Origin of the sequence: Haloplanus sp. GCM10025708 (genome assembly GCF_042663985.1) — an archaeon.
Lineage (GTDB): Archaea > Halobacteriota > Halobacteria > Halobacteriales > Haloferacaceae > Salinirarus > Salinirarus marinus.
The window spans coordinates 593428-620060 of the sequence record NZ_JBHSZA010000011.1; the positions used below are offsets into that span (position 1 = coordinate 593428).

The following is a 26633-nucleotide window of genomic DNA, read 5'->3' on the forward strand; positions in this document are numbered from 1 at the left end:
ATCAGTTCCTCCTGTCGTCGTCCGGTTGTCTCTTGTTGTCCGGCTGTCTCCTGTCGTCGTCCGGTTGTCTCTGCTCGTCGTCGGCCGGTCGCTTCTCGCTGTCGCGCTCGTCCCGGGTGTCACGTCGGCCGGAAGCCCGGCGCTCGTCGTCCCGGCCCTCCGGTCGCGTCTCGTTGACGCCGGCGGCGCTCTCGGCGGACGTCGGCGACGCCGTCCCGTCGACGGCCGTCGACCCGGCCCCGCCGTACGTTCGGACGTCGTCGGTCGAGAGGGTACGGTCGGCCGGCGGGGTGCGGTCGGGCGTCGCGCGGGTTCCGACCGTCGACGCCGCGTCGACGGCGGCGAGGGCGTCGATGTCGGTGTCGTTCCCGGCCGTCCGTTCGAGGATGGTCTCGACCTCCGACGGCGAGAGGTTCCGATTCCGCGACTGCATCAGCGCCGCCGTTCCGGCGACGTACGGGGCGGCGGCGGAGGTGCCGGCCAGCGCGGGGGCAGCGTCGGTCCACGCCCGACTCGGCGCGGTGACGTCGACGTGGCCGGTGGCGTCGCGCGAACTGTACGGTCGGGGCCCCTCCTCGCCGGCCGCGCCGACAGCGATGGTCCGGTCGCTCGTCGCCGGAGCGACCATGCTCCCCCGCGCCGTCGTGTATTCGAGCGAGTGATACGCCGCGAACAACTGGACGGGGCGGGGAGCGTCGACGCCGCGGTGGGCGTGGACGGCGACGTAGTACCGCCCGCGAGGGACGGCGACGTCGATGGCCTCGACGGTCCGTCCCGGGCCGGTTTCGCGGGCCGTCGACGCGGCGACGACGCTGTCGCCGCCGAAGCGGCCCCGCCGGTAGAGATAGAGATCGTAATCCGCCCCGGAGGCCCACCGTAGCCGGAGCGACACCCGTCCGCGCGTCGGCGATCCGTTCGCGATGGCGTTCGCCTCCACGCCGTCGTCGAAGGCGACCCACCCGTCGGAGACGCCCTGCCCCGACCAGTGGCGACGGGCGTAGTTGCCGGCCGACGTGACGAAGACGACGCCAGTCTCGACGGCGCGTTCGGCCGCGTTCGTAATGCGCGCACTCCGCCCGCCGACGGTTGGGAAGTAGCTTCCCGAGTCGACGACGACGCTCACGTCGCGTTCGACCAGCCACGAGACGGCGTCGGCGTACTCGGCGGCCGTCGGAGTCCGTCCGACGGACGCGAGATAGAGGTCGGACGACGACGCCGTCTCGGAGACGACTGCCGCGACGGCGGTGTCGTGGGCCGTCGCTCGCGGGCCGAAGGTGTCGTCGGAGAAGCGCCGGTGAGCGGCGACGTGGGGTCCCACGACGCGGTTCGCGGCGTCGAAGCCGCTTCCGATGACGCCCACGCGGACGCCCTCGCCGGTCGTGCCACGGTCGCTGACGTGATCCGCGCGGATGGCACGGACGCCCGCACCGACGCTTCCGGCCCCGGGGTCCGGTCGACGGCGCGTTCGACCTTCTCGGACAGGTGGTCGTCGGCGGCGAGGGCCGGATCGCGGGCCTGTCCGGCGTTCGCGCCGCCGAACGCCGGGACGACGCCGGCGAGGACCACCAACAGGACGACACACGCCGTCGCGTCGATTCGGGGCATCCGTCGGGGTTAGCTCCGGTGGTGCCACGCCGCGACGAGCGCGAGCGCGAGCGCGCCGCCTACGAAAAAGGCGAGCCCCGGTGGGAGGAGGCCGAGAATCGGTCCGGCGGCCCCGCCGACGCTGTCGCCGACGCGCGGGGCGGTCCCGGGGCCGCCGAGGTCGACGACGCCGGCACCGAACGCACGCTGGACGAGGAAAGCGACGCCGGCGAGGAGCGCGAACGCCCCGATCGGCCGTTCCAGCGAGTCCAAGAAGCGTTCCTTGTCCGTCTCGGAGCCGACACAGACGACGAGAGAGTCCTCTGTCGGCGCGTAGACGTTCATCTCTCGCCCCTTCACCGAGTACCGAGTGTCGGCGACGCGAACGAGTCCGACCTCCTCGAGCTGGCCGAGGTGGTGGCGGATGTTCTGAAGCGACGTCGATACCGACTCGGAGAGTTCCGACGCCGTCGCGGGGTCTTCGTGGAGGGCGGCTACGATAGCGCGCGCAGTTTCCGAGGAGAGCGACCGGATGAGATGGGCCGCGTCGTCGTCGGTCAACGAGAGGACGCGGAGCCCCCTCTTCGGTCGCCACGTCGTGATCGGACTGGGAGGGTAGCAGCCCTGACATATGCGAACCCGTTCATGTCCTCGGTACTAAGTTCTTCGGAACCACATCGGGAGCTGATACGTCTCGACCGTATCGCCCGCCTGCAACAGTTAGTTACCTGTCGGTATCCTGTCTGAACGGTAGAGGACGACGAGGACGATCACGAACAGGACGAGGCCGGTCGCGAACCCCCGGAAGACCGCGTCGAACGAGCGGCCCGCTTCGGTGAGGAAGCCGACGACGCTGCTCCCCGTCGCCTCGAACAGCAGCGCCACGCCGCCGTAGACGGCGTAGGCGCTGGCGCGGTTGTCGGGGACCGTCTCCAGCATGTACGTGTCGAGGGTCGGGAAGAGCGCGTGGATGGAAATACCGAGCGCGACGCTCACGAGGACGAGAAGCGGGCCGTCGCCGACGGCTGTCAGCGCGAACACGCTCGCGGCGAAGGCCGAGACGATGCCGATGACGTACGGGACGTGTGGCAGACGGTCGGCGAGACGCCCACCGAACCAGAACGCCGGCGTTCCGGCCGCGAACACGACTGTCAGGAGGGTGCCCGCGTGTCCCTGGCTCACGCCCTTCGCGGCGACGAGGTAGGTCACGTAGAAGTTGAAGACGCCCTGCCAGACGAACCCCGCCACGCCGACCATGGCGACGCCGGCGAGGATGACGCGCCAGTGGGAGACGGCGGCGAGGAAGTCCCGATCGGGTTCGGCGTTAGCGCCGTCGCCGCCGTCGCCGAAGGCGACGAACAGGAGGGTGACGACGACGCCGGTCGCCGCGAGCAGCCAGAACACCTCGCGCCAGGACGCGAACGCGACGACGGCGACGGCCACCGTCGGCGCGACGACGGCGGCCAGCTGGGCCGCGGTGCCGTGGAGGCCGACCGCCCGCCCCACGCGGTCGGGAAAGAGGTTGCCGACGAGGGGGATGGCGGCCGCGTAGTAGACGCCGGAGGCGACGCCCACGGCGAACGCGCCGAGGCGGAGCGTCGCCAGAGACGTCGCCGTCGCCGTCGTCGCCGCCGCGACGACGAGCAACGTCCCGGTCGCGACGACGATCCATCGGCGCGACACCCGAGTGAGGAGATAGCCCACGGGGATTCGCGGGAGCGCCGTCCCGATCCACACCAGCGATGCGACGACGCCCACCGCCGCCGGGCCGACGTCGAACGCCGTCCGAAACGTCTCCAGCAGGGGTGCGAACGCGACCCGTCCGAAGTTGACGAGGAAGACGAAGCCACAGAGCGTCCCGAAGAGGCGTCGCGTCACACCCACGATTCGGCGATACGCGTCACAAACGTTGCGACTCGTGGCGTCCGGCGGCGACAGTCAGTGTCGGTGGTCGTGACCGTGCGAGTGGCCACTCCTCCGCGTGGCCCTCGGGGAGGCTCTCGGTGTGGGCGTGCGGGTCGCCGTCGACGAACTCGTGTGCGGAGCGGTCGCCCGCTTCGAACTGGCCGACGCGGTCGGTGAGTTCGCCGGCGTCGAGCAGGTCGCGTTCGACGAGGAGTCGCTCCAGGGCCGCCAGCCACTGCCGATAGTAGACGTCGTCGGCGTCGCCGCCCGCCTCCAGGTCGGCGTCGACCTCCTCGACGAGCCGGGTCTGAAACTCGTCCCACGGCAGGTCGTCCTCGTCGGTGAGGGCGACGGCGAGGGCGAACGCGCGGGCCTGCCACGGCGCGTCGAACGTCGGGGCGTCCTCGCCGACACCGGACGGGAGCGAGCCGTTCATACGAGCCGCTCCGCGCCGATCATCGAGTTCCGGGTGACGAGTTCCGCGAGTTCGCCCTCGCTCAGATCCGCCGTGCCGGGCGGTCGCTGCGGCAGCACCATATACCGGATCTCCGAGTTGCTGTCCCACACCTGTATCTCGACGTCGTCGTCGAGATGCGTGTCGAACTCCTCGGCCAGCAGCGCGCGCGGTTTGTCGACGGCGCGGGAGCGGTAGGCAGGCGTCTTGTACCACGTCGGCGGGAGTCCGAGCACCGCCCACGGGTAACACGAACAGAGCGTGCAGACGACGAGGTTGTGCGTGTCGGGCGTGTTCTCGACGACGCGCAGTTCCATCACCTCGTCGTTGACGTCGGCGTTCACCTCCGCGACGGCCTCGATACCGTCGGACGTCAGCCGCTCCCGGTAGTCGGGATCGGTCCACGCCCTCGCCACCGCCTTCGCGCCGGTCAGGGGGCCGATGTCGTCCTCGTAGGTGGCGATGACGTCATCGACGGCCTCGGCGCTCAACAGCCCCTTCTCGATCAACAGCGACTGGAGGGCGCGAGCGCGGGCTTCCGGGTCGTGGTCGCGGAGGCGGTCGGCGGTCGATGCGTCGGTCGTGTGGTGGTGGTCACTCATCTTCGGCCTCGATGTATCGTTCCCAGAGTTCGATGCGAACCGCGTCGGCGTCGGTGTGGTCCGCGCCCCAGAGGTCGGCGGCGTCGAATTTGACGTTGTACAGCGGTTCGACCGCGTCCTTGCCGTGGGCGTGCGCGTCGGGGTAGACGTGCGTCCCGTGGTGGGCGACGACTTCGCCCGCGGCCCCGCGGACGTACCGCGGACACCGGGTGTGGCCCGACGGGTGCTCTTTCAGAACGCGAACCCGGTCGCCGACCTCGAACGCGGGCTCTTTGGCCCGGTCGGGTCGCGCGGACCAGTAGTGATCGGCGACGCCCGGAACGAGTTCGGACAGCGACGGTCCCCCGTCGTCGGGCAGCTCCGCCTCGCCCGCCTCGAACGCAGCGGTGCGTTCTTTCAGCTCCGCCTCGTCGACGACGCCCGCTTCGACGAACAGCTGCGAGACGGCGGTCAGCCATCGCTCGTAGTAGGGCGTCCCCAGATAGTAGGTCGGGTCGTGTCGTTCGAGGCGGTGGCGGAACTGGTCCAAGTTGAACACGTCGTTGCCGAGGCCGGCGATGTACGCCGCCTGCACGCGGCCCTCCCATCCCTCGTGGAACGGCGACGCGTCGTCCGGTTCGTCCGGGGGCAGGTCGCCGAAGCCGTCCATGCCGCCCAGGTCGTGGATGCCGTCCATGCTCTCGACCATCGTCCCCGGAGACGAAAAGTTTGCGCCCCGGTAACGTGGTGCGTCGGTGGCTGCACCGGACCCGAGAGATTAACGGACGGGCGTGCGAACCCCCGACCATGATTACGGCAGCACGCATGGCCGCGGTCGACGAGAACGCGGCCGCCCTCGGCGTCCCGCGGAAACAGCTCATGGAGTCGAGCGGGAACGCCGTCGCCGCCGCCGTCCGCGAGGTGACCGCTCCCGGTGACGCCGTGTCGCTGGTCTGTGGCCGCGGCAACAACGGCGGCGACGCGTTCGTCGCGGCGCGCTTTCTCGGCGACTACGAGGTAGTCGTCCACCTCGTCGGCCGGCCCGAGAGCATCTCGACGGATATCGCCCGAGAGAACTGGGACGCCCTCCGGACGGCCGAGTACGACGCCCGCGTCGTGCGCGACTCGCGGTCGTTCGCGCTCGGCGACCCGGACGTCGTCGTCGACGCGCTGTTGGGGACGGGCGTGACGGGCGCGCTCCGCGACCCCGAGGCGGCGGTGGCGGACCGCGTCAACGACTGCGAAGCGACGGTCATCTCGGTCGACGTCCCCTCCGGCGTCGACGCCGACACGGGCGAGGCGGCGGGGGTCGCAGTCGAGGCGGACCGAGTGGTCACCTTCCACGACGAGAAGCCCGGACTCGCGGCCCTCGACGCGGCGGTCACCGTCGCCGACATCGGCATCCCCGCCGCCGCCGAGACGTTCGTCGGCCCCGGCGACCTGCGACGCCTCTCGCGCCGACCCGCGTCTCACAAGGGCGACCACGGCGAGGTGCTGGTCGTCGGCGGCGGTCCCTACACCGGTGCGCCCGCCCTCGCGGGCCAGGCGGCGATGCGGGCGGGTGCCGACCTCGTTCGCGTCGCCTGCCCCGACTCCGTCGCGCGCGAAGTGCAGGCCTTCGAGGAGGGCCTCGTCCTCCGCCCGTTCGAGGGCGACCGCCTCACGCCGGCGCATCTCGACCGCGTCCGCGACCTCGCGGCCGACCACGACGCCGTCGTCTTCGGACCCGGACTCGGCGACTGCGACGCCACCCTCGACGCCGCCGCCGACTTCCTCGACGAGTACGAGGGGCGGGTCGTCGTCGACGCCGACGCCCTGCAGGTCGTTCCCGAGGTGGCGACCGACGCCGACCTGATATGCACGCCCCATCAGGGCGAACTGCGAGCGATGGGCGGCCCCGTCGCCGACGACTGGGAGGAACGGGCGGCCCTCGTCGCCGACTTCGCGGCCGAACTCGGGCACGTACTGCTGGTGAAGGGCGCGTACGACGTGATCTCGGACGGCGAGACGACGCGCGCGAACCGGACCGGGAATCCGGGCATGACCGTCGGCGGCACCGGCGACGTCCTCGCGGGCGCGGTCGGCGCGCTCGCGGCGACTCGCGACCCCCACCTCCCGCTTCTGGACGCCGCCGCTGTCGGCGCGTACGCCGCCGGCCGCGCGGGCGACCTGATCGCCGAGGAGAGCGGCTACGGCCTCCTCGCCTCCGATCTCCTCGATCGGCTCCCTCACGCCCTGCGAGGTGACGTCGATGAGTGACGACGCGACGACGGGCGAGGATTCCACGGCGAGCGAGGACGCCCGCGACGAACTGACTCACACCGACGAGTCAGGTAACGTCCAGATGGTCGACGTGGGCGAGAAACCGGACACGTCGCGTCGGGCGGTCGCCCGCGGCGAAATCCGCCTGCAGGCGTCGACCGTCGAGGCCATCCGCGCCGACGAGATCGGGAAGGGCGACGTGCTGGCGACGGCCCGAATCGGGGCCGTACAGGCGGTCAAACACACCTGGGAGACCGTCCCGATGTGTCACCAGATCCCGATCACCAACGTCGAGACCGAGTTCGACGTTCGCGACGACCGGGTGGTCCTCACCGTCGCCGTTGAGACGACGGGCAAGACCGGCTGTGAGATGGAGGCACTGGAGGGCGTCACGACCGGCCTCAACGTCGTCTGGGACATGGTGAAAGCCGCGGAGAAAGACGACGCCGGACAGTACCCCGACACCGGTATCGAGGACGTCCGGGTCGTCGAGAAGATGAAGCGAGAGCGGTAGCCGGAGACGCTAATCGGCCAGCAGCTCGTCGATGCGGCGTTCGAGTTCGTCGAGTTCGTCGCGGATCTCTTCGGCCGCTGCCTCGTCGGTCGCGGCGAGTCGGTCGCGCAGGCCGCCGAGTCGCCGCTCTTTGGCTTCCTCCGAGACGCTCGTCTTCTGGGCGTACACCTGCGTCTCTACGTCGTAGACGGCGTCCGAATCGAGGTCGGTCACCGCCAGCACCACGTCGAGTTTCTCCCGGTCGATGCCGAGGACCCACTCGTGCGGGATGCCTTCCTCGTCCAGGGCGGACAGCACGTCTTCCTCGTCTTTCAGGTGGCGACGCTCGCGTTCGGTCCGCGCCACCGTCCCGAACCGGCCGCGGAGGCTGTCGCCGTCCGTCCGATCGAGGAGTTCGTCGCCCGTCGTTCGGCGCAGGTCGTCGGCCTCGCGGTGGACGTCGGAGAGGAGGACGTACAGATCGACGAGGGCGTCCGTCGAGAGGTCGTCGAGGCGGTCGACGTCGACGTCGCGTCGTTCGAGGAGCTGCCGGAGGAGGAGCGTGTCCGCCCGCAGGCGGTCGAACCCGGTCCGCTCCTCGCGCTCGACCGTGAACGGGCTCCCCGGTGACGGCTCTTCGACGGCCCGCAACGCGTCGTCGTCGACCGCGTAGGCCGGCAACAGGCTGAGAACGGCGACGTACGGTTCGACGCCCGGCGGCAGGTCCGAGAGCGAGACGCCCGCCGAGTCGGTCCGGATCCGCTCCGCGAGCAGTTCGAACTGCTCGCGCCAGAGGGCGCGTTCGGAGCCGTCGGCAAAGCGCACGTCGACGCGGTTCTCGCGGGCGTCTCGGACGGTGAACTGGCGGTCCGTCGCCGGCGTCACGAGCGTCGGCCGTCGCTCACACCGCTCCCGGACGTCGGACCAGACGTCGGCAGTCATCGTCCCTCCGTCGTGGCGGACAGCGCCAGCATCCCGGTCACGCCAGATGCTCCTCGAACCAGCCGGCCGCGAGTTCGGCCACCTCCTCCAGTTCGCCCGGCCCCTCGAAGAGGTGACCCGCGCCCTCGACGACGGATAGGTCCTTCTCGCACTGGAGTTTTGCGAACGCCTCGCGGTTGAGTTCGAGCACCTGCGTGTCCGCGCCGCCGACGATGAACAGGGAGGGGGCGGTCACCGACGGGAGCACCTCGGACGCCATGTCGACGCGGCCACCGCGGGAGACGACGGCGTCGACGTCGCCGTCGAGTCGGGCCGCGGCGCGGAGGGCGGCCGCCGCGCCCGTGCTCGCACCGAAGTAGCCGAGGTTCAGGTCGCCCGCGTCCTCCCGCTCTCGGACCCACTCGGTCGCCGCGACCAGCCGGTCGGTCAACAGCGGAATGTCGAAGCGGTTCTCCCGTATCTGGTCTTCCTCTTCCGTCAAGAGGTCGAACAGCAGCGTCCCCAGCCTCCGTTCGCGGAGCGTCTCGGCGACGTAGTTGTTCCGCGGACTCTTGCGACTGCTCCCGCTTCCGTGCGCGAAGACGACCAGGCCCTCTGCATCCTGTGGCACTACGAGTTCGCCCTCGAGTTCGACGTCGTCGGTCGGAATGGTGACCAGGGGGTCGGCCATACGCCGCATATCGGGTGGTCTCGGGAAAACGTCCGCGGCTAACCGGGTCGCCTCGTGGCGCGACGGAGCCGTGTAAGCAGTCGCACGTTTTATGTGACCGCACTACTCCCTTCACCTATGAGTACACCGACGAACGTCCGGAGCGACGTCACACAGGAAGAAGCCGCCGAGTTGCTCTCCGACCTCGTTTCCTTCGATTCGCAGAACCCACCGGGGCGGGAAGCAGCGGTCGCGAAGTTCGTCGCCGGCCGCCTCGACGAGTGGGGGATCGACGCACAGCTCGTGCCGCGTCCGTACGAGGACAGACCGCAAGTCGTCGCCGAAGTCGGCGACGGCGACCCGGAAGCGGGGACGCTCGTCCTCAACGGGCACCTCGACGTAGTCCCCCGGGCGACGCCGAACAGTGGACCCACGACCCGTTCGGCGGGACGATCGAAGGCGACCGGGTTTACGGTCGCGGCGCGAGCGACATGAAGGGTGGCGTCGCCGCGGGCATGCTCGCGCTCCGAGCGGCACACGAGGCCGGCGTCGACGGACGCGTGATTCTCACCTGCGCCATCGGCGAAGAGACAGCCGAACCGGGGACCAAAACCCTCCTCGAAGAGATCGACGGCGACTGGGGGATCGTCCTCGAACCGACCGAACTGATGGTCGACACGGTGGGGAAGGGCCTCGCCTGGTACGAAATCGAGGTCCGCGGAACGTCCAGCCACGCCAGCCAACCACACCTCGGTGCGAACGTGCTGGACGCGCTTTTCGCGTTCAGCGAGCACCTACAGAGCTACCGCGAACGGATCTCGGAACGGGAACACCCGCTCGTCGGGACGTCCCTGTGTTCGCCGACGATGCTCGAAGCGGGCACGAAAGAGAACGTCATCCCCGACTCCGCGACGCTCACCCTCGACCGGCGGTTCCTCCCCGACGAGGACGTCGCCGACATCGACGACGAGATCGACGCGCTCTGCGATCCGCTTCGAGCGGACGGATTCGACGTCTCCGTCGAACGGACGCGAACGTACGAGGCCGCCGAGATCGACGTCGACGACGAGATCGCGGAAGTGGTTCGAGAGCACTCCGCGGACGTCGCCGGCGTCGATACGGCACCACACGGCAAAGTCGCCTCGACCGATCAGCGAAACTTCGTCAACGACGCGAACATCCCGGCCATCATCTGGGGTCCGGGAACGAGCCCCAGTCGCACACGGTCGACGAGTGGGCCCGGACCGACCTCCTGGTCGACGGCGTCGAGATCCTGTGCCGGACCATCGACGACCTCTGCACGAACTGACGACGGGAGGAGAGAGCGGCGGTCGTCGACGCCGCGGCGGCGCGCTACTCGTCGCTCCCGTGTTCCGCGGCGCGACGCAGTCGCTCGACGCCGTCGACTTCGTCGACGACGGGCGGGACGGCGTCGGGGACGAGCCGTCGCCAGTCCTCGCCGTCGAGCATCCGGCGGCGGATCTCGGTTCCGCGATACCGCTCTCGGTCGAACAGCTCCACGCCCCGCACTTCGTAGCCCTCGCGTTCGAAGAGGTGCTCCACGAGCGGGTTGTTGGAGTAGACCACCTCGAACGGCGGACAGATGGCGGCGACGTGGGCGACCCAGACCGCGTAGCGGTCGATGTCCTCGATGGGGACGGCCATCGTCGTCGCCGGGACGTCGGCGACGGCGTCGTGGACCATGCTGATCCGCTCGCCCGCCGTGAAGGGATTCTCGACGGTGTGTGAGGCCTGGGCGCTGCCGATGCCGATCAGCACCTCCTCGACCTCCGTGACGATCGACTCGACGAACCGGTAGTGGCCGAGATGGAACGGCTGGAACCGGCCCACGAACAATCCGCGCATGTGCCCGCGTACGGACGGCGTGACAAAGTTCCTCGGGCGGGTGTCGTGACGACCCCGGATTATCCGAACAGGTCGGGGGTCACCCCAGCATCCCGGCAGCGACTCCGAGGACGCCGACACCGGCACAGACGAGGAAGGCGAGGAAGTAGACGCCGGCGAGTTCGTCCACCGAGAGCGTCTCGTCGGCCACGGCGGGCGTCGCGTCGGGCGGGAACAGGCGGTCGGCGACCGTCGCTCGCCGGTCGGACAGCGACGCGAGAGCGTCGCCGAGGCGACGCACCAGCACCCCGAACGCGAGGAAGGGGACGCAGCGACGAGGAGATAGAGGCCGCGGGCGAGCGAGAGGCGCCCGAGCGCCGAAACGAGCGTCGAGGCGACGAGGGCGACGTACAGCACCGAGACCAGCACCGTCGCGTAGAGGAGCGTCGTGCGGAGACGGTGGTTCTCGTCGAGCAGCCGATAGCCCTCTGTGAGGGCGTCCGCGTCGACGGACTCGATCGCCGTCCGGTCGCTGTCCGGGCGATCGTGTGTCGATACGCCCTCCCCTGTGTCGTCGTCCCCGTCGGCGTCCTCGACCGGTGGATCGTCGTCCCCGTCCGGCGGCACGTCGTCTGCGGTCATGTCCACGACGACTCACGCCGTCGGCAAAAGTGCACGGTCGTCTCTCGCGCCGCCGCGATACAGTTAATATATTGGGAAAACAACACGTACGGCTGCCATGGTAGATCCACTCACACCGGCGGCGGAGTTGGCGACGCGCATCCGACGCGGCGACCTCTCGCCCGTGGAGGTCGTCGACACGTACGCCCAGCGAATCCGGAATCACGACGACGTGAACGCCTTCACGGCGACCCGACTCGACGAGGCGCGCGAGGAGGCGAAGGAGGCGGAACGCGCCGTCGAGGCCGGCGAGCGACTCGGCGCGCTACACGGCGTCCCGGTGGCGCTGAAAGATCTCTTCGGCTTCAAGGAGGACCTGACGAACACGTTCGGGTCGGCTCCCCTCCGCGACTTCCAGCCGCCGTACTCGGCGATCGTGACCGAGCGACTGGAGGACGCGGGGGCCATCATCCTCGGGACGACGAACGTCCCCGAGTTCGGCCACAAGGGCCTGACCGACAACGAACTGTTCGGGCCGACCAGCACGCCGTTCGACTTCGACCGCAACGCCGGCGGGTCCTCGGGCGGGGCGGCGGCCGCGGTCGGCTACGGACTCGCTCCCCTCGCACAGGGGGCGGACGGCGGCGGATCGATCCGCATCCCGTCGGCGTTTTCGGGGGTGTACGGCATCAAGCCCTCGTTCGGACGCGTCCCGCTGAAGGCGCGCCCGGACGCCTTCGCCAACCACACGCCATACACCCACCACGGCCCGCACGCCCGGACCGTCGAGGACGCCGCCCTGATGCTGGACGTCGTCGCCGGCCCGGATCCGGAAGACCCCTTCAGCCTCCCCGAGGGCGACACGGATAGCTACGTCGCCGCGAGTCGACGCGGCGTCACCGGCTTCGACGTGGCGTACAGCCCGACTTTCGGCGACTTCCCCGTCGACGAACGCGTGCGGGCCGTCGTCGACGACGCCGTTTCCGCCTTCGAGACGGCGGGCGCGAGCGTCGACGAGATCGACCTCGACCTGGGCCACTCCCACGCGACGCTGACGGACGTGTGGATGCGACAGATCGGCGTCCTCTACGCGGAGATGGCCGCCAACTTCGAGGCGGGCGGCGTCGTCGACCTGCTCTCCCGCCGCGACGAACTGACGCCCGAGTTCGCGGACCTCCTCGATCTCGGCAGTTCGCTGGACGCCGTCGAGTACAAACGGGACGACGTCATCCGCACCGACGTCTACGAGGCCGTGCAGGGCGTCTTCGACGAGTACGACCTCCTCGTGACGCCGACGCTCGCGGTCCCGCCCATCGCGAACGCGGACGAAGGGACGACGCTCGGCCCGACGGAGATCGACGGCGAAGAGGTCGACCCCTGCCTCGGGTGGTGTCTGACCCACCCCGTCAACTACACCGGCCATCCGGCGGCGTCGATCCCGGCCGGATTCACCGCCGGCGAGTTACCCGTCGGGATGCAGATAATCGGCCGGCGATTCGCCGACGACGACGTGCTCACAGCGAGCGGCGCGTTCGAACGCGTCCGGCCGTGGCACAACCGCTACCGGAGTCTCGTCTGAGCGGGCCGAACCTTCCGTCTCACGCAAATGAAATTGGAGGTACATTTAATGGGCCGTTCGGCGTAGTTTCGCACGGATCTATGACGTCACAACGGAACCCGTTCCGCGAGCTCGAGCGGCTGTTCGATCAGATGTCCGAGCAGTTCGACCAGTCGAGTCGGTGGAAGGAGACGCCCTTCGGCGTCGAGAGCGGCGAGTCGATGAGCATCGACCTCGAGGACCGGGACGACGAGTTCGTCGTCACCGCGGACCTCCCCGGGTTCGACAAGGACGACATCGACGTCCAGCTCACGGACGACACGCTCGAAATCCACGCGGACCACGAGGAGGAACACGAAGAGGAACAAGAGGGCCGATACATCCGACAGGAACGGACCCGGCGGTCGATGAGCCGGTCGATTCGGCTTCCGGAGGCCGTGGACAAAAGCGAGGTGACGGCCGAATACGACAACGGCGTGCTGACGGTGACGCTCCCGAAAGCGACTCCCTCGGAGGGCGGCGAGCAGGTCGAGATCGAGTGACGCGCCGGATTCCGCCTCGATTTTTGCCGTCGCCGTCGTTCCGGCCGAAGAGCTATAGGTCGTTGTTACCGAACAACACGTATGAGCCACGCCGTCGCCTTCCTGGACGAACTGGGGCTGGCGGACGACCAGATTTCGACGACGAGCGCCGACCGGACGGATCACGCCCACGACTGGGGGACGCCTCGCGAGGACGGCGTCGAGCCGGACGTGGTGGTCTGGCCCGAGAGCACCGCGGACGTCGCCGCCGTGCTGCGGGCGGCGAACGACCACGGCGTCCCGGTGACTCCCTACGCCGCCGGGACGAGTCTCGAAGGCAACGCCGTTCCCGTCGCGGGCGGCATCAGCCTCGACATGAACCGGATGGACGCGGTCCACGACGTCCGGCCCGACGACTTACAGGTGGACGTCGGGCCGGGCATCCTCGGATCCGAGGTGAACGAGGCCGTCGCCAGACACGGGCTCTTTCTCCTCGCTCCCCTCCTCCGGAAAGATTTCGACCATCGGCGGGATGCTCGCCAACGACGCCAGCGGGATGAAGACGGTCAGATACGGCGAGGTCTCGGACTGGCTGCTGGAAGTCGAGGCCGTCCTCCCGACGGGCGAGGTCGTCACCGCGGGGAGCAAGGCGGTCAAGACGTCGAGCGGCTACAACCTCCGTGACCTCGTCGTCGGGAGCGAGGGGACCCTCGCCGTCATCACGCGGGCGACGATGCGCCTGAGAGGCCGTCCGGAGCAGATCCGAGGCGGACGGGCCCTGTTCGACGAGCTGACGACGCCGCCCAGGCCGTCTTCGACGCCGTCCGGTCCGGCGTCGACGTCGCGAAGATCGAACTCATCGACCGCCTGAGCGCGGAAATCGCGAACGACCACCTCGACGCCGGCCTGCCAGACACGCCGATGGTGTTCGTCGAGTTCCACGCCAACCACGGCGTCGAGGCGGAGATCGACTTCTGTCGGACCGTCTTCGAGGCCCACGACGTGCGCCGGTTCGAGGTGGCGGACGACGAGTCGGGGATGCACGACCTCTGGGAGATGCGCCGCGAACTGGCCGAAGCGCTCGCACCTTACAGGCCGGAGATGAAGCCGTTGACGCCGGGCGACGTGACCGTCCCCATCAGCGACTATCCCGGCATCATCGACTACGCGAAGGAACTCGGCGAGAAACACGACCTGCTGATACCCTGTTTCGGCCACGCGGGCGACGGCAACCTCCACTACACCGTCTACGTCGACCCGACGGACCCGGACCACGTCGCCCTCGGCGAGGAAGTGTCCGCGCGGATCGTCGACCGGGCCATCGAACTCGGCGGGACGTCGACCGGCGAACACGGCATCGGCCTCGGGAAACAGACCTACGTCGCGAAAGAACACGGCGAGGCGGCCGTCGACGCGATGCGCGCCGTCAAACGCGCGCTCGATCCGAACGGCGTCCTCAATCCGGGGAAAGTGTTCGACGGCCCGGAGCGATGACCGAGTCCGCGCCGCCGCTCCGGGAGGCGTCCGCCGACGCCCTGTACCACGGTCTGGTCGAATTCCCGGACGGGACGGCCCGAATCGGCGTCGTCCGTCGGCCGACGCGGGCCGTGCTCGCCGTCGTCGACGAGAACCGGCCGGAACTCGGCCCGCCGGAGTCGCTCCTCGACGAGTTCACCGCGGAACGCGACGACCTGAAGATGCGGGGCCTCTGCGAGGAGGGCGCGCACAACGCCGCGTGGGAGAACGTCTCGTTCGACCGTCGCTACGCCGACTACCTGGACGCCTCCGAGGCGGCGCGGGAGGCACTCGCCGACCTGCGCCGGCGACGCGACGACGGCGAGGAACTGGCGCTCGTCGGCGAGAGCGGCGAGAAGAAACGGAGCCACCGGGCGATACTCCGGGAGCGGCTCTAAGCCCTCCAGATCGCCGTCACGACGGCGTCGTCGGCGTCGACCGTCTCGTATCGGTAGCCCCGGTCGTCGAGTCTGGGGAAGAGATGCTGTGGCGCGCGGTCGTTCAGTTGTACCAGCACCGTCCGGTCGTCGAGTTCGGCGAGGCGTTCGAGCGTCCGCCGGAGGGTTCCGGCGGCGGTGCCGTCCGCACGTCCATCGTCTCAGTAGGTCGGTCGGCGGGCGCGTCGGTCGCTTCGAGGCGGATCGGAGTCGACGCCATAGTCGAACCGAGGGGCGGAGCGAACAGGTAGCCATCCCCGAACGTGTTCGCCGCCGGGAAGTGCTCGTTCGTCGCGTCGGCCACCCCGTCGGTCGGCTTCGTGCCGCTCGAATCCCGGTTCGTCGGATTCGGTCGTGTAATCGCATCTCCGCCGGCCGCACCGGCGCGGTGGGAGACGCCGCGGCTTTCACCGGACGCTCCGTCGAACACGTTCGGGAGTTCGCTTTCCTCCACGGGAACCGAACGCAGAGCCATGAGCGAACGAGACACGGCAGCGGCCGAACGACACGACACCTCGTGGTCGGCGAATCTGGAGACGCCGCGTCACGCCGCGGATCGGGCTCTCGTCGTCGAGGAGGCGCTCGACGCCGTCGCGGCGACGGTGCCGGGCGTCCACGTCAACCTCGTCACCCACGGCGACCACGGCCATCCCGAGTCGTATCTCTACCCCGCGCTCGAAGACGCGGTCGGCGACGACGCGTCGTGGGAGTACGTCGACCAGTGTGGCTGTGGCGGCCACGTCACCCGGGTGGACGTCGAACCGTGAACCGCGCCGTCGACACCGACCGCAGGCCGTTCGTCCTCGTCTGGGAAGTGACACGGGCCTGCGACCTGGCGTGCAAACACTGCCGCGCGGACGCCCGGCCGAACCGCCACCCCGACGAACTGACGACGGCGGAGGGGAAGGCGCTGCTCGACGAGGCCCGCGAGTTCGGCGAGGGACAACTGGTCGTCCTCTCGGGCGGCGACCCCTCTCGCGCCCGGACCTGTTCGAACTCGTCGACTACGGCGTCGATCGGGGGCTGAACGTGACGCTGACGCCGAGTGGCACGTCGTCGCTGACGCCGGCCGTCGTGGACCGCCTCGCCGACGCTGGCCTCCGCCGGATGGCGCTCAGCGTCGACGGAGCCAGCGCCGCCGCCCACGACGAGTTCCGCGGCGAGGACGGCAGTTTCGCCGACACCGTCGCCGCCGCGGAGGCCGCCCGCGACGCCGGCGTCCCGTTGCAGATCAACACGACGGTCTGTGCGGAAACGGTCGACGAACTCCCCGCACTCGCGGACCTCGTGGCGGAGTTGGATGCCGTCCTCTGGTCGGTGTTCTTCCTCGTTCCCGTCGGTCGCGGGACGGTGCTCGATCCCGTCTCGCCCGAGGCGGCCGAGCGGGTGATGGAGTGGCTGGCAGAAACGAGCGAATCAGCGCCGTTCGGCGTCAAGACGACCGAAGCCCCCACTACCGGCGGGTCGCGATGCAGCGCCGACGCGACGGCGGGGCGACGCCGCCGGACGGCCCGGAATCCGACGGCGTCGGCCGCCGGACGGGCGTCACCGCCGGCGACGGATTCGCGTTCGTCAGCCACACCGGCGAGGTGTTCCCGTCGGGCTTTCTCCCGGCGTCCGCCGGCAACGTCCGCGAGGAGGGACTGGTGGACTGCTATCGCGACGCGGGGCTGTTCCGGTTTCTTCGCGATCCCGACGGTCTGAAGGGGAAATGCGGGGCCTGTCCGTTCCGACGTGTCTGTGGCGGGAGTCGATCCCGCGCGTTCGCGTACACGGGCGATCCGCTGGCGAGCGACCCGCTGTGTCCGTACGTCCCGGCGGGGTACGACGGACCGATGCCGACCGGCGGGCGGTGGGAAGCCGATGCCTGAGCGCGCGCTCGTGCGCCCGCCGGGCGGGGGACGTTCGCGGGAAGCGAGGACGCCGCGGACCGCGAGGCGCTGGCCCGCGTCCGCGCGCGGACCGAGGCCGTGAAACGACGCGAACTCGACCGGGCGCTGTCCGAACTGGAAGCCGCGGGCGAACTGACCGACGGCCAGCGGGAGACGGTGGCCGCGATGGCAGACGCCGTCGTCTCGTCGATCGCGTCGGTCCCGGCACGGACGCTCCGGCGGGCGGCGGACGACGAGACGCGACGGGCGATGCGGCGGATGTTCGACCCCGAGGGTCGAGACGGGCCGCCGTCCTCACCGTAGTCCGCCGACCAGACGGCGGAAGGTCGCTCCCAGGACGAGTTCGGAGAGCGAGTGCGGGCCGTGATTTTCGAGGACCGAGACGACGTTCGCGCCGAACAGGGCGAAGCCGACGACGGCGACGCCGCCGGGGAGCGTCGTCGGCAGGCCGACCAGGTCGCCTCCGACGAGGCCGCCGACGCCGACGACGCAGGCGACGAGGTCGGCGCGAGCGAGGCGGTCGTCGTAGAGGTCGTCCACGAGCGGCACCCGCTCGAAGCCGAGTTGGTCGCTGTAGCGGTGGACCCAGACGATGAAGGGGACGACGTGATAGAGCGTCCCGAGGACGACGAAGCCGACGCCGCCGAACAGGAGCAGGTGCGCCGTTCCGGGAGCGCCGAACAGCGACGACGGAGCGAGCGGAGCCGAGAGCCACGCGGGAGCCGTCGCGACCGTCCAGAGGGCGAACGCGACGGCGGCGACGGCGTATCGCCGGAGGACGGGCGAGGGATCGACGCGCGCACCGACGAGCCGTCGCGCGAAGAAGGCGAGGAACGCGGCGAGGCCGACGAGGAGCGCCGCCGCCCCGACGCGGGCCACGGCCGCGTGGCCGATCAGTCGCCCGCCCGCGAGGACGGCGACGCCGGTAGGATACGTCGCCGTCTCGACGCGGCAGAGTGCGTCGTCGACGCGTCCCCGTTCCGACTGGGTGAACATGCCCCCGAGCTGGTAGAGCGCGCCGAGCACCGTCGTCAGGACGGCACCGAAGACGGCCAGCGTGACGTGTGCCGCGCGGACGGCGGGACGTGCCAGCCCCCACCGAGGGAGAAGCGGCGTCGCGAGGTCGGCGGCGAGGAGGACGCCCAGCGCGGGGACGACCAGGAAGAAGCCGAGTGCGATCGCGAAATGCCGCTCGGTCGCGTCGAGGCCGCCGCGCGGGAGCGTCCGTGCGACGTTGTAGACGAACGCCCAGAATCCGGCGGCCATCAGGAGGCCGAACGGGAGCGTCCACCGAAGCGCCCCCGCCTGCACGCTCGCGACGAACCCGAGCAGTCCGCCAGTGACGAGCGCGAGTTGGGCGGTGGCGAGTCGGCGCGAGTGGAGCGTCGTCCCCGACCAGACGGGGACGAACTGCGTCATCGCGCCCATGATCGTGACACAGATCCATCCGGCCAGGAGGAGGTGGACGTGTGCGAGCGCAGAGGATTCCGGGAGGAACGCCACGCCGCCGCCGAGAACCGCCAGTCCGACGCCCACGACGAAATGACGGAGGGGGATCGTCATCGGCGGTTGCTTCTCCGCGTCGACGTCGCCAAGGAACGCGCTCATAGGCGGACGGAGGGGCCGAACGACCCTGCGCCTGTGGGCGAACGTGTTCGCCGGCGGCGCGGCTGCTCGGTCGGCGGCGAACGCGGCGACTACTCGCCCCAGTCCTCTTCGAGTTCCGGAGCCGATTCGAGAACCGGCGGTTCGACGTCGATGACTTCGAGTTCGGCACCGCAGGTCGGGCAGTCGACGATCTCTCCGACTTCCAGCGAATCAGGGAGGGACACTTCCGCCCCACACTCGACGCATTCGGTCATGGTTCGTTCGAGTTCACGCGGTTGGGGAGTTTAAAATCACCAGATTCCGATTCGCGCTCCGCGGGGAGCGCCGCGAACGTCGCGCCGCCTTCGACCCGGACGTCGAGCACGACCGCTGGGGGCTACTCCCCGGCCTGGCACCGCCAGCCAAACTCAAGTCACTCTCGCCCGAACTACGACCATGGAGTCCGCTCACTTCCTCTTCGTCTCGGCCGACGCCGCACTGATCACCGACCTCGCGTGGCAGGTTCACCGCGAGGGTCACGACGTCAAGTATTACATCGAAGCGGAGAGCGACCGGGAAATCGGCGACGGGTTCGTGCCCAAGATGGACGACTGGCGCGCGGAAGTCGAGTGGGCGGATGTCATCATTTTCGACGACATCTGGGTCGGCTCCGACATCGGGACTGGCGCGCTCGCTGAGGAACTCCGCGAGGACGGGAACGCCGTTGTCGGCGGGACGCCGAACACCGATCACCTCGAAGAGGACCGGGGATATGCGATGGAGATTCTCGAAGACCACGGCGTGAACACCGTCGAGCACCACATCTTCCACGACTTCGATGCCGGTATCCAGCACGTCCAGGAGAACCCAGCCCCGTACGTCATCAAGCCACTTGGGGAAGTCCAGAACGTTAAACGACTGCTCTACGTCGGGAACGAGGACGACGGCAGCGACGTCGTCGACGTGCTCCGCGCCTACAAGAAGGCGTGGGGACACCGGATGAAGGGGTTCCAACTGCAGCGGAAAGTCGAAGGTGTGGAGATCGCCATCTGCGGGTTCTTCAACGGCAACGAGTTCATCGACCAGGTCAATTTCAATTTCGAGCACAAGAAACTGTTCCCGGGAAACATCGGCCCTCAGACCGGCGAGATGGGAACGTCGATGTTCTGGGCCAGCCAGAACAAACTGTTCAAAGAGACCTTCGGGAAACTCGAAGACTGGCTCGCCGAGGAGGGCTACGTCGGGAGCATCGACATCAACTGCATCGTGAACGAGACCGGTATCTATCCATTGGAGTTCACGCCGCGGTTCGGATATCCGACGATCGCGTTGCAGGAAGAGTCGTTCGAGTCGTCGACCGGCGAGTTCTTCTACGACCTCGCCCACGGGAACGATCCCGAGTTAGAAGTTCACAACGGCTACCAGATCGGCGTTCGGGTCGTCCTACCACCGTTCCCGTTCGACGACGAGAAGACGTACGATGAGAACTCTCGAAACGCGGCTGTGGTGTTCGAGACGGAAAGCCGAGAAGGGATTCACCTCGAAGACACGAAGAAAATTGATGGCCAGTGGCGGGCGGCCGGTAACAACGGCATGCCGATTGTCGTGACGGGCAAAGGAGCGACGATGCACGCGGCGCGCGAGCAGGCGTACGACCGCATCGACGACATCGTGATGCCGAATATGTACTACCGCGACGACATCGGCGAGCGGTGGATCGACGGCGACGGCGACCGGCTTCTGGCGTGGGGGTATCTCGGGCCGGGAACGTAGTCCGTGCGGACGTGGCCGGGTGACCCGGTCGGCGGGTCTCCGGGAGGGAACTGCTCTTACGTCTGCGAGCCGAAAGCGTCGACCATGCCCGGCTCGATTCAGGTGCTCCACGTCGACGACGAGCCTGGATTCGCCGAGCTGACTGCGGCCTATCTGGAACGCGAGAACGACCGCATCGAGGTCGTGACCGAACCCAGTGCGAGGGCGGGGCTCGACGCGCTCGGGAGCCGCGACGTCGACTGTATCGTCTCCGATCACGACCTGCCGGAGATGGACGGCGTCGAGTTCCTGGAAGCGGTTCGCGAGGACGACGCCGAGTTGCCGTTCATCCTGTTCACGGGGCGAGGATCCGAGGAGGTCGCGAGCAGGGCCATCTCCGCGGGGGTCACTGACTACCTCCAGAAAGGGAGCGGCACCGACCACTACGCGTTGCTGGCGAACCGGATCGAGAACGCGGTCGAGCGCCGCCGCTCGCAGCGGGCCGTCGAACGCCAGAAGCGACGGCTCGAAACCCTCGTCAGCAACCTCCCGGGGATGGTGTATCGGTGTCGCACCGAACCGGGCTGGCCGATGGAGGACGTCGAAGGCGAGTGCGAACGGCTCACCGGCTACGCGTCGTCGGCACTCGAAGACGGCGACGTGAGCTGGGGCGCGGACGTGATTCATCCGGCCGACCGGGAGGCGGTCCGGGCGGAGGTCCTGGACGCGCTCTCGGACGGGGACGCCTTCCAGTGTACCTATCGGATCCGGACCGCCGACGGCGACGTCAAGCGGGTGTGGGAGCGCGGCCGCGGCGTCGACGCGTCGGGCGATGCCGGGACGCTGAGGGGTTCGTCATGGACGTCACGGAGTCCAGGCGACGCGAGCGGCGCTTCGAGGCGATCTTCAACGATCCGAACCTCCTCGTCGGGCTGTTGGACGCCGAGGGCACCACGCTAGACGTGAACGAGACGGCGATCGAGTACGTCGACGCGACGAGAAGCGAGGTGATCGGGGAGCCGTTCCCGACGACGCCGTGGTGGTCCGACGACCAGCAACGCGACGTCGAACGGTGGATCTCCGAGGCGGCGTCCGGGGAGTACGTCGAGTACGAGGCGGTCCACGGGACGGACGAAGAGATATCGACGGTTGTCGAAGGGAGTTTCAGACCCGTCACCGACGACGGGACGGTGACTGCGATTGTGGTCTCCGCGAACGACGTCACCGAGCGCAAACGACGCGAGCGCGAGCTGAAACGGCGGAACGAACGCTTCGATGAGTTCGCCAGTCTCGTCTCCCACGACCTGCAGAGTCCCATCTCGGCAGTCCGTGGGCGGCTGGAACTGGCTCTGGAGACAGGGGAGTTGGAACACGTCGAGAAAGCCGCCGAAGCGATGGATCGCGTCGACGACCTCCGAACCGAACTCGTGGACACGCTCCGGACTGGGGAGATCGTCTCGGAGACGGAACGCGTCGACGTCGGCGACGTAATCGAAGACGTCTGGATCGCGATCGACCCGCCCGACTCGGCGTCGTTCACCGTTGTCGGCGACGCCAGTATCGAGGCCGACCCCGACGCGCTCCAGCGGTTGCTGGAGAACCTCGTCGGTAACTCGGTCGAACACGGTGGCGACGACGTTTCCGTTCGAATCGGGCCCTGGGCGACGGGATATACTACGAAGACGACGGACCGGGCATCGACCCGGCCGACCGCGACCGCGCGTTCACGCCCGGATTCTCGACGAAAGACGGGGATGCGGGCGTCGGGATGGGACTGGCGAGCGTCCGACAGATCGTCCTCGCGCACGACTGGTCGGTCCACGTCGACGACGCGGAGATCCTGGACGGCGTCCGGTTCGAACTCCGGCCGGAGTGACCGGCCGCTGGCGCGACCCGACCTTACTCGCCGAGTCGCTTCCGGACCACGAGGACGGGCGCGACGGAGCCCTCGGCGACGCGTTCGGCCTCGTCGCCGAACAGCGCGGCGAAGAGTGACTCCCCGCCTTCACCCATCACGACGGCGTCGAACTCTCCGGAGCGTTCGACGATGGCTCGGACGGGGCTCTCGACGACGCTCGTCTCGCCGGTGATCCGGTCGGCCGGAAGGCCGCGTTCCGTGAGCGTGGCGACGGCGTCGTCGACGGCGCGTCGCGTGTCGAAGTCGGACCCGCCGGCGGCGAGTCCCCACACGGTCACCCGGCCGTCCGTGGCGGCAAGGAGCGTCGCCACCAGGTCGGCGAGTCGGTCCACGTCGACGAACCCACGGAGCGGGACGAGCACGTCACGGATTTCGCCCGTGGGGTTCGGCAACGCGACGGCCGTCGCGCCGACGTCGCTGGCGACGCGTTCGACGGTGCGGTCCCGGTCGTGGGTGAACGCCACCCGAGTCTCGACGTCGTGCTCGCCCTCGCGGAACACCCGAGCGATGTCCTCGACGGCATCCTGTGCACGGTCCTCGAACTGCAGGCTCGCCTGTTCGGCCGGCGTCTGTTCCGGGATGACGTGGTAGCCGAGGACGACGACGTCGGACGGGGCGAGGAACTCGACGAGCGGTTCCGGAATCGTCTGCCCTTCGAGTACCGCGACGGGCACGAGCACCAGCGGCGGTTCGCGGATGGACGGGTCGGCCATTCAGATCACCCCTTGAGGGCGACGTTGGACGCGTAATACTTGTACCAACCGGCGGACGCGGCCATGATGGCGAGGCCGATTATCTGCGAGGCGGGCTGCATGAAGGCGATGAGGCCGAAACTGGAGAGCCCCCGAGGCCGGCGACGAGGGGGTAGACCGGGACGCGAAAGTTCGGATCGTACCACTCGGGTTCGTCGCGGCGCATCGCGACGAGGGCGACGCACATCAGGCCGTACATGACGAGGTGGAGAAAGGAGGCGACTTCCGCGAGCACCTCGACTTCGCCGAGCGCGACCAGCACCAACACCGGCCCGCCGGCCATCGACAGGGCGACGTGGGGCGTGCCGTAGCGCAGATTCATCCGGCTCGCGAACTTCGGCAGGAGGGCGTCGCGGCTCACCGCAAAGACGGCCCGCGACGTCGAGAGGATGGAAGCGTTGGCGCTGGAGACCGTCGCGAGGAGGCCGGCGAGAAGGATGGCGACGGCACCGAACCGACCGACGAAGGCCCGCGCGACTTCGACGATGGCGGTCTCTCCGAACCCGGCGAGGCGAGCGCTTCCGAACGCGCTCGTGGAGACGAAGATCGTCGCGACGTACAACACGCCGACGACGAGGACGGAGCCGATCATCGCCAGCGGGAGGTTCCGACCCGGTCGTTGGATGTCGCCCGCGATGGTCGCCACCTGTGCGAAGCCGAGATACGAGGTGAACACGAGTGCCGCCGTCGTGAACATCGGCATCGGGCCGAACGGCATGAATCGCTCGGGCGTACTCGCCGTTCCGAAGACGCCGACGGCGTCGAGGCCGCCGTAGCCCAGAAAGAGGACGAGGATCGTCAATAGGAGGCCGACGACGTAGCTCTGGAGTTTCGCCGCGTTTTCGGTCCCCATCACGTTGAGTAGCGTGAGAAACGCGCCAAAGAGGAGCGCGAGCGGGACGACGACGGGGACGCCGCCGATCGCGACGCCGGCCTCGTCGAGGACGGCCGCGGCGTAGTTACCGAAGCCGACGAGGTAGAAGGCGGTGGCGAAGACGAGTCCCAGCCAGATGCTGATGCCGACGACGGCCCCCGGGAGCGCGCCGAGGGCCCGGGAGATGAAGTAGTAGCCGCCGCCCGATTTCGGCATCGCCGTCGCCAGTTCGGAGGCCGGCAGCGCCACCAACAGGGCGATGACGGCACCGATGGCGAACGACCCTGCCGCCGCCGGCCCGGCCCGACCCGCCGCCAGTCCGGGAAAGACGAAGATGCCGGCACCGATCATCGTCCCGACGCCGACGGCGATGCCGCCGCCGAGACCGATGGTCCGTTCGAGTTCCGTCCCCTCCTCGGTGACCGACACCTCGCCGTCGCCCGGCGTCGCCGGCAGCTCCGACTCGGGGGCCTCCCCCACCCGATTCGCGTTTTCCGGGGCCGTCCCCGTCTCGTGTGCCGTTCCCATGGACGTGTATCAGTTTCCGGATAGGAATAAAATATCGCCACCTACGCAGTTAGCCCCGTCGACACCGGAGTGGAATTAAGTTCTCCGTGGGCGGCGGTAGATTAACGCGGAGCTTCACGGTCGGTGAAATCTGGAGCGTTCCCGTTCGGATCAACACCTCGCTGTTGATCTTTCTCGATCCTCGCGCGGCTCATCGGAAGCGTCCAGCAGATCGAGTTGTACGCCGCACTCATCGCAGGGACGACGGGCGTCGGTTTCGCGTTCCTGTTCGCCGTCGTCGGCGTCCTCAACTTCCAGATCATCCTCGTCCCGCTCGCTTTCTTCGTCTACGGGGCGGCGACGACCGAATCCCGGGCCGTCCTCGTCGACGAACTGCCGGAGGGGATCACCGTCGGCGGCATCGCCACCCGTGAGGCGGCGTCCGTTCCGGCGACCACGTCTCTCGCGTCGTTGGGCGACCGGATGCTGCGCGAGCGGACGACCGTCCACGTCGTCACCGACGAGAGCGGTGCCGCAGTCGGCGTCGCGAGCGAGCGCCGGCCCGGTGCGTGAGCACCGTCGGGGACGTTAAGCCGGATCCGGCCGAACTGCCCCGTATGATTGTCCCGGTTCCCGTGAGCGACGTGATGGCGACGGACGTCGTCACCGTCTCCCCGGACGAGACGGCACGCGAGGCGGCGCGGCGCTTCCGCGAGGAGGACGTCGGATCGCTGGTGGTCGCAGGCGAGGACGGCCGACCGGTCGGCATCGTCGCCGATTCGGACCTCGTCTCCTCCTCGCCGACGACCGCCCGCTCGAAACGACGGTGAGCGAGTTCATGTCCACGGACCTCGTCACCGCGTCGGCGTCGGAGCCCATCGAGGACGCGGCCCGGCGGATGCGCGATCACGGCGTCGATCAACTGCCCGTCCTCGACGGCGACGACCTCGCGGGCCTCGTCTCCGTCCGACTGCTCTCGTACTACCTCCCACAGGTCCTCCTGCGTCAGGTCGGAGCGCCCGACTCGGACGTCGAGGACTGGGAGTTCACCTACAGCGACGAGTCGGAGGCCGGCCTCGACGTCGGCGACGTGGCGACGTTCAGCAAGACGCTCTCGGTGGGCGACGTCGAGCGGTTCGCGCGGGCCAGCGGCGACACCAACCCGCTCCATCTCGACGCCGACTACGCCCGCGAGACGCGCTTCGGCCGCCGCATCGTCCACGGCGTCCTCGCGCTGGGCGTCGTGAGCGCGGCGCTGGCGCGCCTCCCGGGGCTGGTCGTCTACCTCTCGCAGTCGGTCCAGTTCGTCGCACCGGTCGACGTCGGGGACACCGTGACCGCACGCTGCGAGGTCATCGAGCGCCTCGGGAAGAACCGCTATCGCCTCGAAACCACCGTCTCCGACGGCGACGGCGTCGTCGTCGAGGGGAGGCGACGGTTCTCGTCGACCCATCGTCGCCCGAGGAGACCGGCGTGGACGTAGCGATCCCCCGACCGGAGTAGCCGGTCCCCGACTAACTCTCGTAGTCGCGCTGCGAGACGTCTTCGACGTCGCCGCCGCTCTCCTCCCACGCCGTGAATCCACCCTCGAGGTGGACGACGTCCTCGTAGCCCATCTCGGAGAGGCGCTTGGCGGCCAGCGCGGACCGACCGGCCTCGTTACAGAACAGGACGTATCGCCGATCGGGGACCATGAAATCCCGGTAATACTCGGTGTCGGGGTCCGACCAGAACTCCAGCATCCCGCGCGGGACGTGTTTCGCCCCCGGAATCGTCCCCTCGCGCCACAGTTCGCGGACGTCGCGGATGTCGACTGCGGTACACGTACCGGCTTCCAGTTCCTCGCGCAGTTCCTCGACGGTGACCGAAGGCACGTCCGCCTCGGCTTCCTCGACCATCCCCCACGCGGACGCCGTCAGTTGAGTCATACCCCTACTCGTGTGCCGACGGAAAATATGTGTTGGCATCCCGCACTCGTTCGGGA

At 69.0% G+C, this 26633-nt stretch carries 28 protein-coding genes and 6 pseudogenes; 19 read left to right on the forward strand and 15 right to left on the reverse strand.

Translation table 11 applies throughout. The features are described 5' to 3' along the window. Window position 1: 1 nt before the first annotated feature. Window positions 2-1318 carry a S8 family serine peptidase gene (locus ACFQJD_RS06285; protein ID WP_379796926.1) on the reverse strand — a complete coding sequence of 439 codons (1317 nt, stop codon included), beginning with the start codon at window positions 1316-1318 and terminating at the stop codon, window positions 2-4. Between ACFQJD_RS06285 and ACFQJD_RS06290 the strand changes: the two genes are divergently transcribed. Continuing rightward, window positions 1295-1618: a hypothetical protein gene (locus ACFQJD_RS06290; protein ID WP_379796928.1), complete on the forward strand. Its 324-nt coding sequence runs from the start codon at window positions 1295-1297 to the stop codon at window positions 1616-1618. The genes ACFQJD_RS06285 and ACFQJD_RS06290 overlap by 24 nt on opposite strands. On the opposite strand, the gene ACFQJD_RS06295 is transcribed toward ACFQJD_RS06290, so the two are convergent. The 5 genes from ACFQJD_RS06295 to nthB all read right to left on the reverse strand — a co-directional run bounded on the left by ACFQJD_RS06295 (window position 1615) and on the right by nthB (window position 5221). Continuing rightward, on the reverse strand, window positions 1615-2145 hold the full coding sequence (locus ACFQJD_RS06295; RefSeq protein WP_379796929.1) for an ArsR/SmtB family transcription factor: 531 nt from the start codon (window positions 2143-2145) through the stop codon (window positions 1615-1617). The genes ACFQJD_RS06290 and ACFQJD_RS06295 overlap by 4 nt on opposite strands. Window positions 2146-2304: 159 nt before the next feature. Then, window positions 2305-3462 (reverse strand): MFS transporter, encoded by a 1158-nt coding sequence (locus tag ACFQJD_RS06300; protein ID WP_379796931.1) that lies wholly within the window; start codon window positions 3460-3462, stop codon window positions 2305-2307. 22 nt (window positions 3463-3484) lie between these two features. Beyond that, window positions 3485-3925, reverse strand: coding sequence for a nitrile hydratase accessory protein (locus ACFQJD_RS06305; protein ID WP_379796933.1), 441 nt, complete (start codon window positions 3923-3925; stop codon window positions 3485-3487). Continuing rightward, window positions 3922-4545 (reverse strand): nitrile hydratase subunit alpha, encoded by a 624-nt coding sequence (gene nthA, locus ACFQJD_RS06310; protein WP_379796935.1) that lies wholly within the window; start codon window positions 4543-4545, stop codon window positions 3922-3924. The genes ACFQJD_RS06305 and nthA overlap by 4 nt, the downstream gene beginning before the upstream one ends. Beyond that, window positions 4538-5221, reverse strand: coding sequence for a nitrile hydratase subunit beta (nthB, locus tag ACFQJD_RS06315; RefSeq protein ID WP_379796937.1), 684 nt, complete (start codon window positions 5219-5221; stop codon window positions 4538-4540). Before nthB ends, nthA begins: the two co-directional genes overlap by 8 nt. 110 nt (window positions 5222-5331) lie before the next feature. Between nthB and ACFQJD_RS06320 the strand changes: the two genes are divergently transcribed. Continuing rightward, window positions 5332-6783, forward strand: a complete 1452-nt coding sequence (locus ACFQJD_RS06320) for an NAD(P)H-hydrate dehydratase (protein ID WP_379796939.1) — start codon at window positions 5332-5334, stop codon at window positions 6781-6783. Then, window positions 6776-7300 (forward strand): cyclic pyranopterin monophosphate synthase MoaC, encoded by a 525-nt coding sequence (gene moaC / locus ACFQJD_RS06325; protein ID WP_379796941.1) that lies wholly within the window; start codon window positions 6776-6778, stop codon window positions 7298-7300. Before ACFQJD_RS06320 ends, moaC begins: the two co-directional genes overlap by 8 nt. Before the next feature lie 9 nt (window positions 7301-7309). Here the strand turns inward: moaC and ACFQJD_RS06330 are convergent, their stop codons facing one another. Beyond that, on the reverse strand, window positions 7310-8221 hold the full coding sequence (locus ACFQJD_RS06330) for a hypothetical protein (RefSeq protein ID WP_379796943.1): 912 nt from the start codon (window positions 8219-8221) through the stop codon (window positions 7310-7312). Between the two features lie 37 nt (window positions 8222-8258). Then, window positions 8259-8891: a dienelactone hydrolase family protein gene (locus ACFQJD_RS06335; protein WP_379796945.1), complete on the reverse strand. Its 633-nt coding sequence runs from the start codon at window positions 8889-8891 to the stop codon at window positions 8259-8261. Between the two features lie 117 nt (window positions 8892-9008). Here ACFQJD_RS06335 and ACFQJD_RS06340 point away from each other — a divergent pair, with 117 nt between their 5' ends. Then, entirely contained in the window at window positions 9009-9365 is a 357-nt protein-coding gene (locus ACFQJD_RS06340) for a hypothetical protein (protein WP_379800594.1), read from the forward strand. Then, window positions 9323-10018: pseudogene (locus tag ACFQJD_RS06345) on the forward strand (M20 family metallopeptidase); the annotation flags it as partial. The gene ACFQJD_RS06340 and the pseudogene ACFQJD_RS06345, both read left to right, overlap by 43 nt. 205 nt (window positions 10019-10223) lie before the next feature. Here ACFQJD_RS06345 and ACFQJD_RS06350 read toward each other — a convergent pair. Next, window positions 10224-10736 (reverse strand): nicotinamide-nucleotide adenylyltransferase, encoded by a 513-nt coding sequence (locus ACFQJD_RS06350; RefSeq protein WP_379800423.1) that lies wholly within the window; start codon window positions 10734-10736, stop codon window positions 10224-10226. Window positions 10737-11454: 718 nt separating this feature from the next. On the opposite strand from ACFQJD_RS06350, the gene ACFQJD_RS06355 reads away from it, so the two are divergent. The 4 genes and pseudogenes from ACFQJD_RS06355 to ACFQJD_RS06370 all read left to right on the forward strand — a co-directional run bounded on the left by ACFQJD_RS06355 (window position 11455) and on the right by ACFQJD_RS06370 (window position 15328). After that, window positions 11455-12915 (forward strand): amidase, encoded by a 1461-nt coding sequence (locus ACFQJD_RS06355; RefSeq protein ID WP_379796947.1) that lies wholly within the window; start codon window positions 11455-11457, stop codon window positions 12913-12915. A 131-nt stretch (window positions 12916-13046) separates the two neighbouring features. Continuing rightward, window positions 13047-13436, forward strand: coding sequence for an Hsp20/alpha crystallin family protein (locus tag ACFQJD_RS06360; RefSeq protein WP_379796949.1), 390 nt, complete (start codon window positions 13047-13049; stop codon window positions 13434-13436). A gap of 81 nt (window positions 13437-13517) precedes the next feature. Next, window positions 13518-14909 (forward strand): annotated as a pseudogene (locus ACFQJD_RS06365) (FAD-binding oxidoreductase). Next, window positions 14906-15328, forward strand: coding sequence for a DUF488 family protein (locus ACFQJD_RS06370; protein WP_379796952.1), 423 nt, complete (start codon window positions 14906-14908; stop codon window positions 15326-15328). Before ACFQJD_RS06365 ends, ACFQJD_RS06370 begins: the two are co-directional and overlap by 4 nt. On the opposite strand, the pseudogene ACFQJD_RS06375 reads toward ACFQJD_RS06370, so the two are convergent. Next, window positions 15325-15587, reverse strand: a pseudogene (locus tag ACFQJD_RS06375) (DUF2249 domain-containing protein). The gene ACFQJD_RS06370 and the pseudogene ACFQJD_RS06375 overlap by 4 nt on opposite strands. Window positions 15588-15840: 253 nt before the next feature. On the opposite strand from ACFQJD_RS06375, the gene ACFQJD_RS06380 reads away from it, so the two are divergent. The 3 genes and pseudogenes from ACFQJD_RS06380 (at window position 15841) to ACFQJD_RS06390 (ending at window position 17562) form a co-directional block, all read left to right on the forward strand. Beyond that, window positions 15841-16134: a CGCGG family rSAM-modified RiPP protein gene (locus tag ACFQJD_RS06380; protein WP_379796954.1), complete on the forward strand. Its 294-nt coding sequence runs from the start codon at window positions 15841-15843 to the stop codon at window positions 16132-16134. Beyond that, window positions 16131-17238 (forward strand): annotated as a pseudogene (locus tag ACFQJD_RS06385) (TIGR04053 family radical SAM/SPASM domain-containing protein). Before ACFQJD_RS06380 ends, ACFQJD_RS06385 begins: the two are co-directional and overlap by 4 nt. Window positions 17239-17307: 69 nt before the next feature. Beyond that, window positions 17308-17562 carry a hypothetical protein gene (locus ACFQJD_RS06390; RefSeq protein WP_379800425.1) on the forward strand — a complete coding sequence of 85 codons (255 nt, stop codon included), beginning with the start codon at window positions 17308-17310 and terminating at the stop codon, window positions 17560-17562. On the opposite strand, the gene ACFQJD_RS06395 is transcribed toward ACFQJD_RS06390, so the two are convergent. Then, on the reverse strand, window positions 17554-18867 hold the full coding sequence (locus ACFQJD_RS06395; protein WP_379796956.1) for a hypothetical protein: 1314 nt from the start codon (window positions 18865-18867) through the stop codon (window positions 17554-17556). The genes ACFQJD_RS06390 and ACFQJD_RS06395 overlap by 9 nt on opposite strands. Before the next feature lie 89 nt (window positions 18868-18956). Continuing rightward, window positions 18957-19121, reverse strand: coding sequence for a lysine biosynthesis protein LysW (gene lysW / locus ACFQJD_RS06400; protein ID WP_379796957.1), 165 nt, complete (start codon window positions 19119-19121; stop codon window positions 18957-18959). A gap of 181 nt (window positions 19122-19302) precedes the next feature. Here lysW and ACFQJD_RS06405 point away from each other — a divergent pair, with 181 nt between their 5' ends. From ACFQJD_RS06405 to ACFQJD_RS06420, 4 genes and pseudogenes are all read left to right on the forward strand, one after another. Then, on the forward strand, window positions 19303-20619 hold the full coding sequence (locus ACFQJD_RS06405; protein ID WP_379796959.1) for a phosphoribosylamine--glycine ligase: 1317 nt from the start codon (window positions 19303-19305) through the stop codon (window positions 20617-20619). Between the two features lie 84 nt (window positions 20620-20703). Beyond that, window positions 20704-21558: a response regulator gene (locus ACFQJD_RS06410; protein ID WP_379796961.1), complete on the forward strand. Its 855-nt coding sequence runs from the start codon at window positions 20704-20706 to the stop codon at window positions 21556-21558. After that, window positions 21456-21791, forward strand: a pseudogene (locus ACFQJD_RS06415) (PAS domain-containing protein); the annotation flags it as partial. The gene ACFQJD_RS06410 and the pseudogene ACFQJD_RS06415, both read left to right, overlap by 103 nt. Window positions 21792-22267: 476 nt before the next feature. After that, a complete protein-coding gene (locus ACFQJD_RS06420; protein WP_379800427.1) occupies window positions 22268-22474 on the forward strand; it encodes an ATP-binding protein in 207 nt (68 codons plus the stop codon). A 23-nt stretch (window positions 22475-22497) separates the two neighbouring features. Here ACFQJD_RS06420 and ACFQJD_RS06425 read toward each other — a convergent pair whose 3' ends face one another. Continuing rightward, window positions 22498-23229, reverse strand: a complete 732-nt coding sequence (locus ACFQJD_RS06425; protein WP_379796963.1) for a universal stress protein — start codon at window positions 23227-23229, stop codon at window positions 22498-22500. Between the two features lie 5 nt (window positions 23230-23234). Beyond that, a pseudogene (locus ACFQJD_RS06430) lies at window positions 23235-24670 on the reverse strand (APC family permease). Between the two features lie 216 nt (window positions 24671-24886). On the opposite strand from ACFQJD_RS06430, the gene ACFQJD_RS06435 reads away from it, so the two are divergent. The 3 genes from ACFQJD_RS06435 to ACFQJD_RS06445 are packed head-to-tail and all read left to right on the forward strand — an operon-like array spanning window position 24887 to window position 26132. Further along, window positions 24887-25222 (forward strand): hypothetical protein, encoded by a 336-nt coding sequence (locus ACFQJD_RS06435; protein WP_379796965.1) that lies wholly within the window; start codon window positions 24887-24889, stop codon window positions 25220-25222. Window positions 25223-25266: 44 nt separating this feature from the next. Beyond that, the gene (locus ACFQJD_RS06440; RefSeq protein ID WP_379796967.1) at window positions 25267-25479 is read left to right on the forward strand and encodes a cyclic nucleotide-binding/CBS domain-containing protein; all 213 of its coding nucleotides are present in this window, start codon (window positions 25267-25269) and stop codon (window positions 25477-25479) included. An 8-nt stretch (window positions 25480-25487) separates the two neighbouring features. Beyond that, window positions 25488-26132, forward strand: coding sequence for a MaoC/PaaZ C-terminal domain-containing protein (locus ACFQJD_RS06445; RefSeq protein ID WP_379796969.1), 645 nt, complete (start codon window positions 25488-25490; stop codon window positions 26130-26132). 31 nt (window positions 26133-26163) lie between these two features. Here ACFQJD_RS06445 and ACFQJD_RS06450 read toward each other — a convergent pair whose 3' ends face one another. Continuing rightward, on the reverse strand, window positions 26164-26577 hold the full coding sequence (locus tag ACFQJD_RS06450; protein WP_379796971.1) for a rhodanese-like domain-containing protein: 414 nt from the start codon (window positions 26575-26577) through the stop codon (window positions 26164-26166). Window positions 26578-26633: the final 56 nt, after the last annotated feature.

Excerpts from the sequence above, each read along its gene's own strand:
- ACFQJD_RS06305 (WP_379796933.1), bottom strand. The coding sequence starts at position 3,925 with ATGAACGGCTCGCTCCCGTCCGGTGTCGGCGAGGACGCCCCGACGTTC.
- nthA (WP_379796935.1), bottom strand. The coding sequence starts at position 4,545 with ATGAGTGACCACCACCACACGACCGACGCATCGACCGCCGACCGCCTC.
- nthB (WP_379796937.1), bottom strand. The coding sequence starts at position 5,221 with ATGGACGGCATCCACGACCTGGGCGGCATGGACGGCTTCGGCGACCTG.
- ACFQJD_RS06320 (WP_379796939.1), top strand. The coding sequence starts at position 5,332 with ATGATTACGGCAGCACGCATGGCCGCGGTCGACGAGAACGCGGCCGCC.
- moaC (WP_379796941.1), top strand. The coding sequence starts at position 6,776 with ATGAGTGACGACGCGACGACGGGCGAGGATTCCACGGCGAGCGAGGAC.
- ACFQJD_RS06330 (WP_379796943.1), bottom strand. The coding sequence starts at position 8,221 with ATGACTGCCGACGTCTGGTCCGACGTCCGGGAGCGGTGTGAGCGACGG.
- ACFQJD_RS06335 (WP_379796945.1), bottom strand. The coding sequence starts at position 8,891 with ATGGCCGACCCCCTGGTCACCATTCCGACCGACGACGTCGAACTCGAG.
- ACFQJD_RS06340 (WP_379800594.1), top strand. The coding sequence starts at position 9,009 with ATGAGTACACCGACGAACGTCCGGAGCGACGTCACACAGGAAGAAGCC.
- ACFQJD_RS06350 (WP_379800423.1), bottom strand. The coding sequence starts at position 10,736 with ATGCGCGGATTGTTCGTGGGCCGGTTCCAGCCGTTCCATCTCGGCCAC.
- ACFQJD_RS06355 (WP_379796947.1), top strand. The coding sequence starts at position 11,455 with ATGGTAGATCCACTCACACCGGCGGCGGAGTTGGCGACGCGCATCCGA.
- ACFQJD_RS06360 (WP_379796949.1), top strand. The coding sequence starts at position 13,047 with ATGTCCGAGCAGTTCGACCAGTCGAGTCGGTGGAAGGAGACGCCCTTC.
- ACFQJD_RS06370 (WP_379796952.1), top strand. The coding sequence starts at position 14,906 with ATGACCGAGTCCGCGCCGCCGCTCCGGGAGGCGTCCGCCGACGCCCTG.
- ACFQJD_RS06380 (WP_379796954.1), top strand. The coding sequence starts at position 15,841 with ATGAGCGAACGAGACACGGCAGCGGCCGAACGACACGACACCTCGTGG.
- ACFQJD_RS06395 (WP_379796956.1), bottom strand. The coding sequence starts at position 18,867 with ATGAGCGCGTTCCTTGGCGACGTCGACGCGGAGAAGCAACCGCCGATG.
- lysW (WP_379796957.1), bottom strand. The coding sequence starts at position 19,121 with ATGACCGAATGCGTCGAGTGTGGGGCGGAAGTGTCCCTCCCTGATTCG.
- ACFQJD_RS06405 (WP_379796959.1), top strand. The coding sequence starts at position 19,303 with ATGGAGTCCGCTCACTTCCTCTTCGTCTCGGCCGACGCCGCACTGATC.
- ACFQJD_RS06410 (WP_379796961.1), top strand. The coding sequence starts at position 20,704 with ATGCCCGGCTCGATTCAGGTGCTCCACGTCGACGACGAGCCTGGATTC.
- ACFQJD_RS06425 (WP_379796963.1), bottom strand. The coding sequence starts at position 23,229 with ATGGCCGACCCGTCCATCCGCGAACCGCCGCTGGTGCTCGTGCCCGTC.
- ACFQJD_RS06440 (WP_379796967.1), top strand. The coding sequence starts at position 25,267 with ATGATTGTCCCGGTTCCCGTGAGCGACGTGATGGCGACGGACGTCGTC.
- ACFQJD_RS06445 (WP_379796969.1), top strand. The coding sequence starts at position 25,488 with ATGTCCACGGACCTCGTCACCGCGTCGGCGTCGGAGCCCATCGAGGAC.
- ACFQJD_RS06450 (WP_379796971.1), bottom strand. The coding sequence starts at position 26,577 with ATGACTCAACTGACGGCGTCCGCGTGGGGGATGGTCGAGGAAGCCGAG.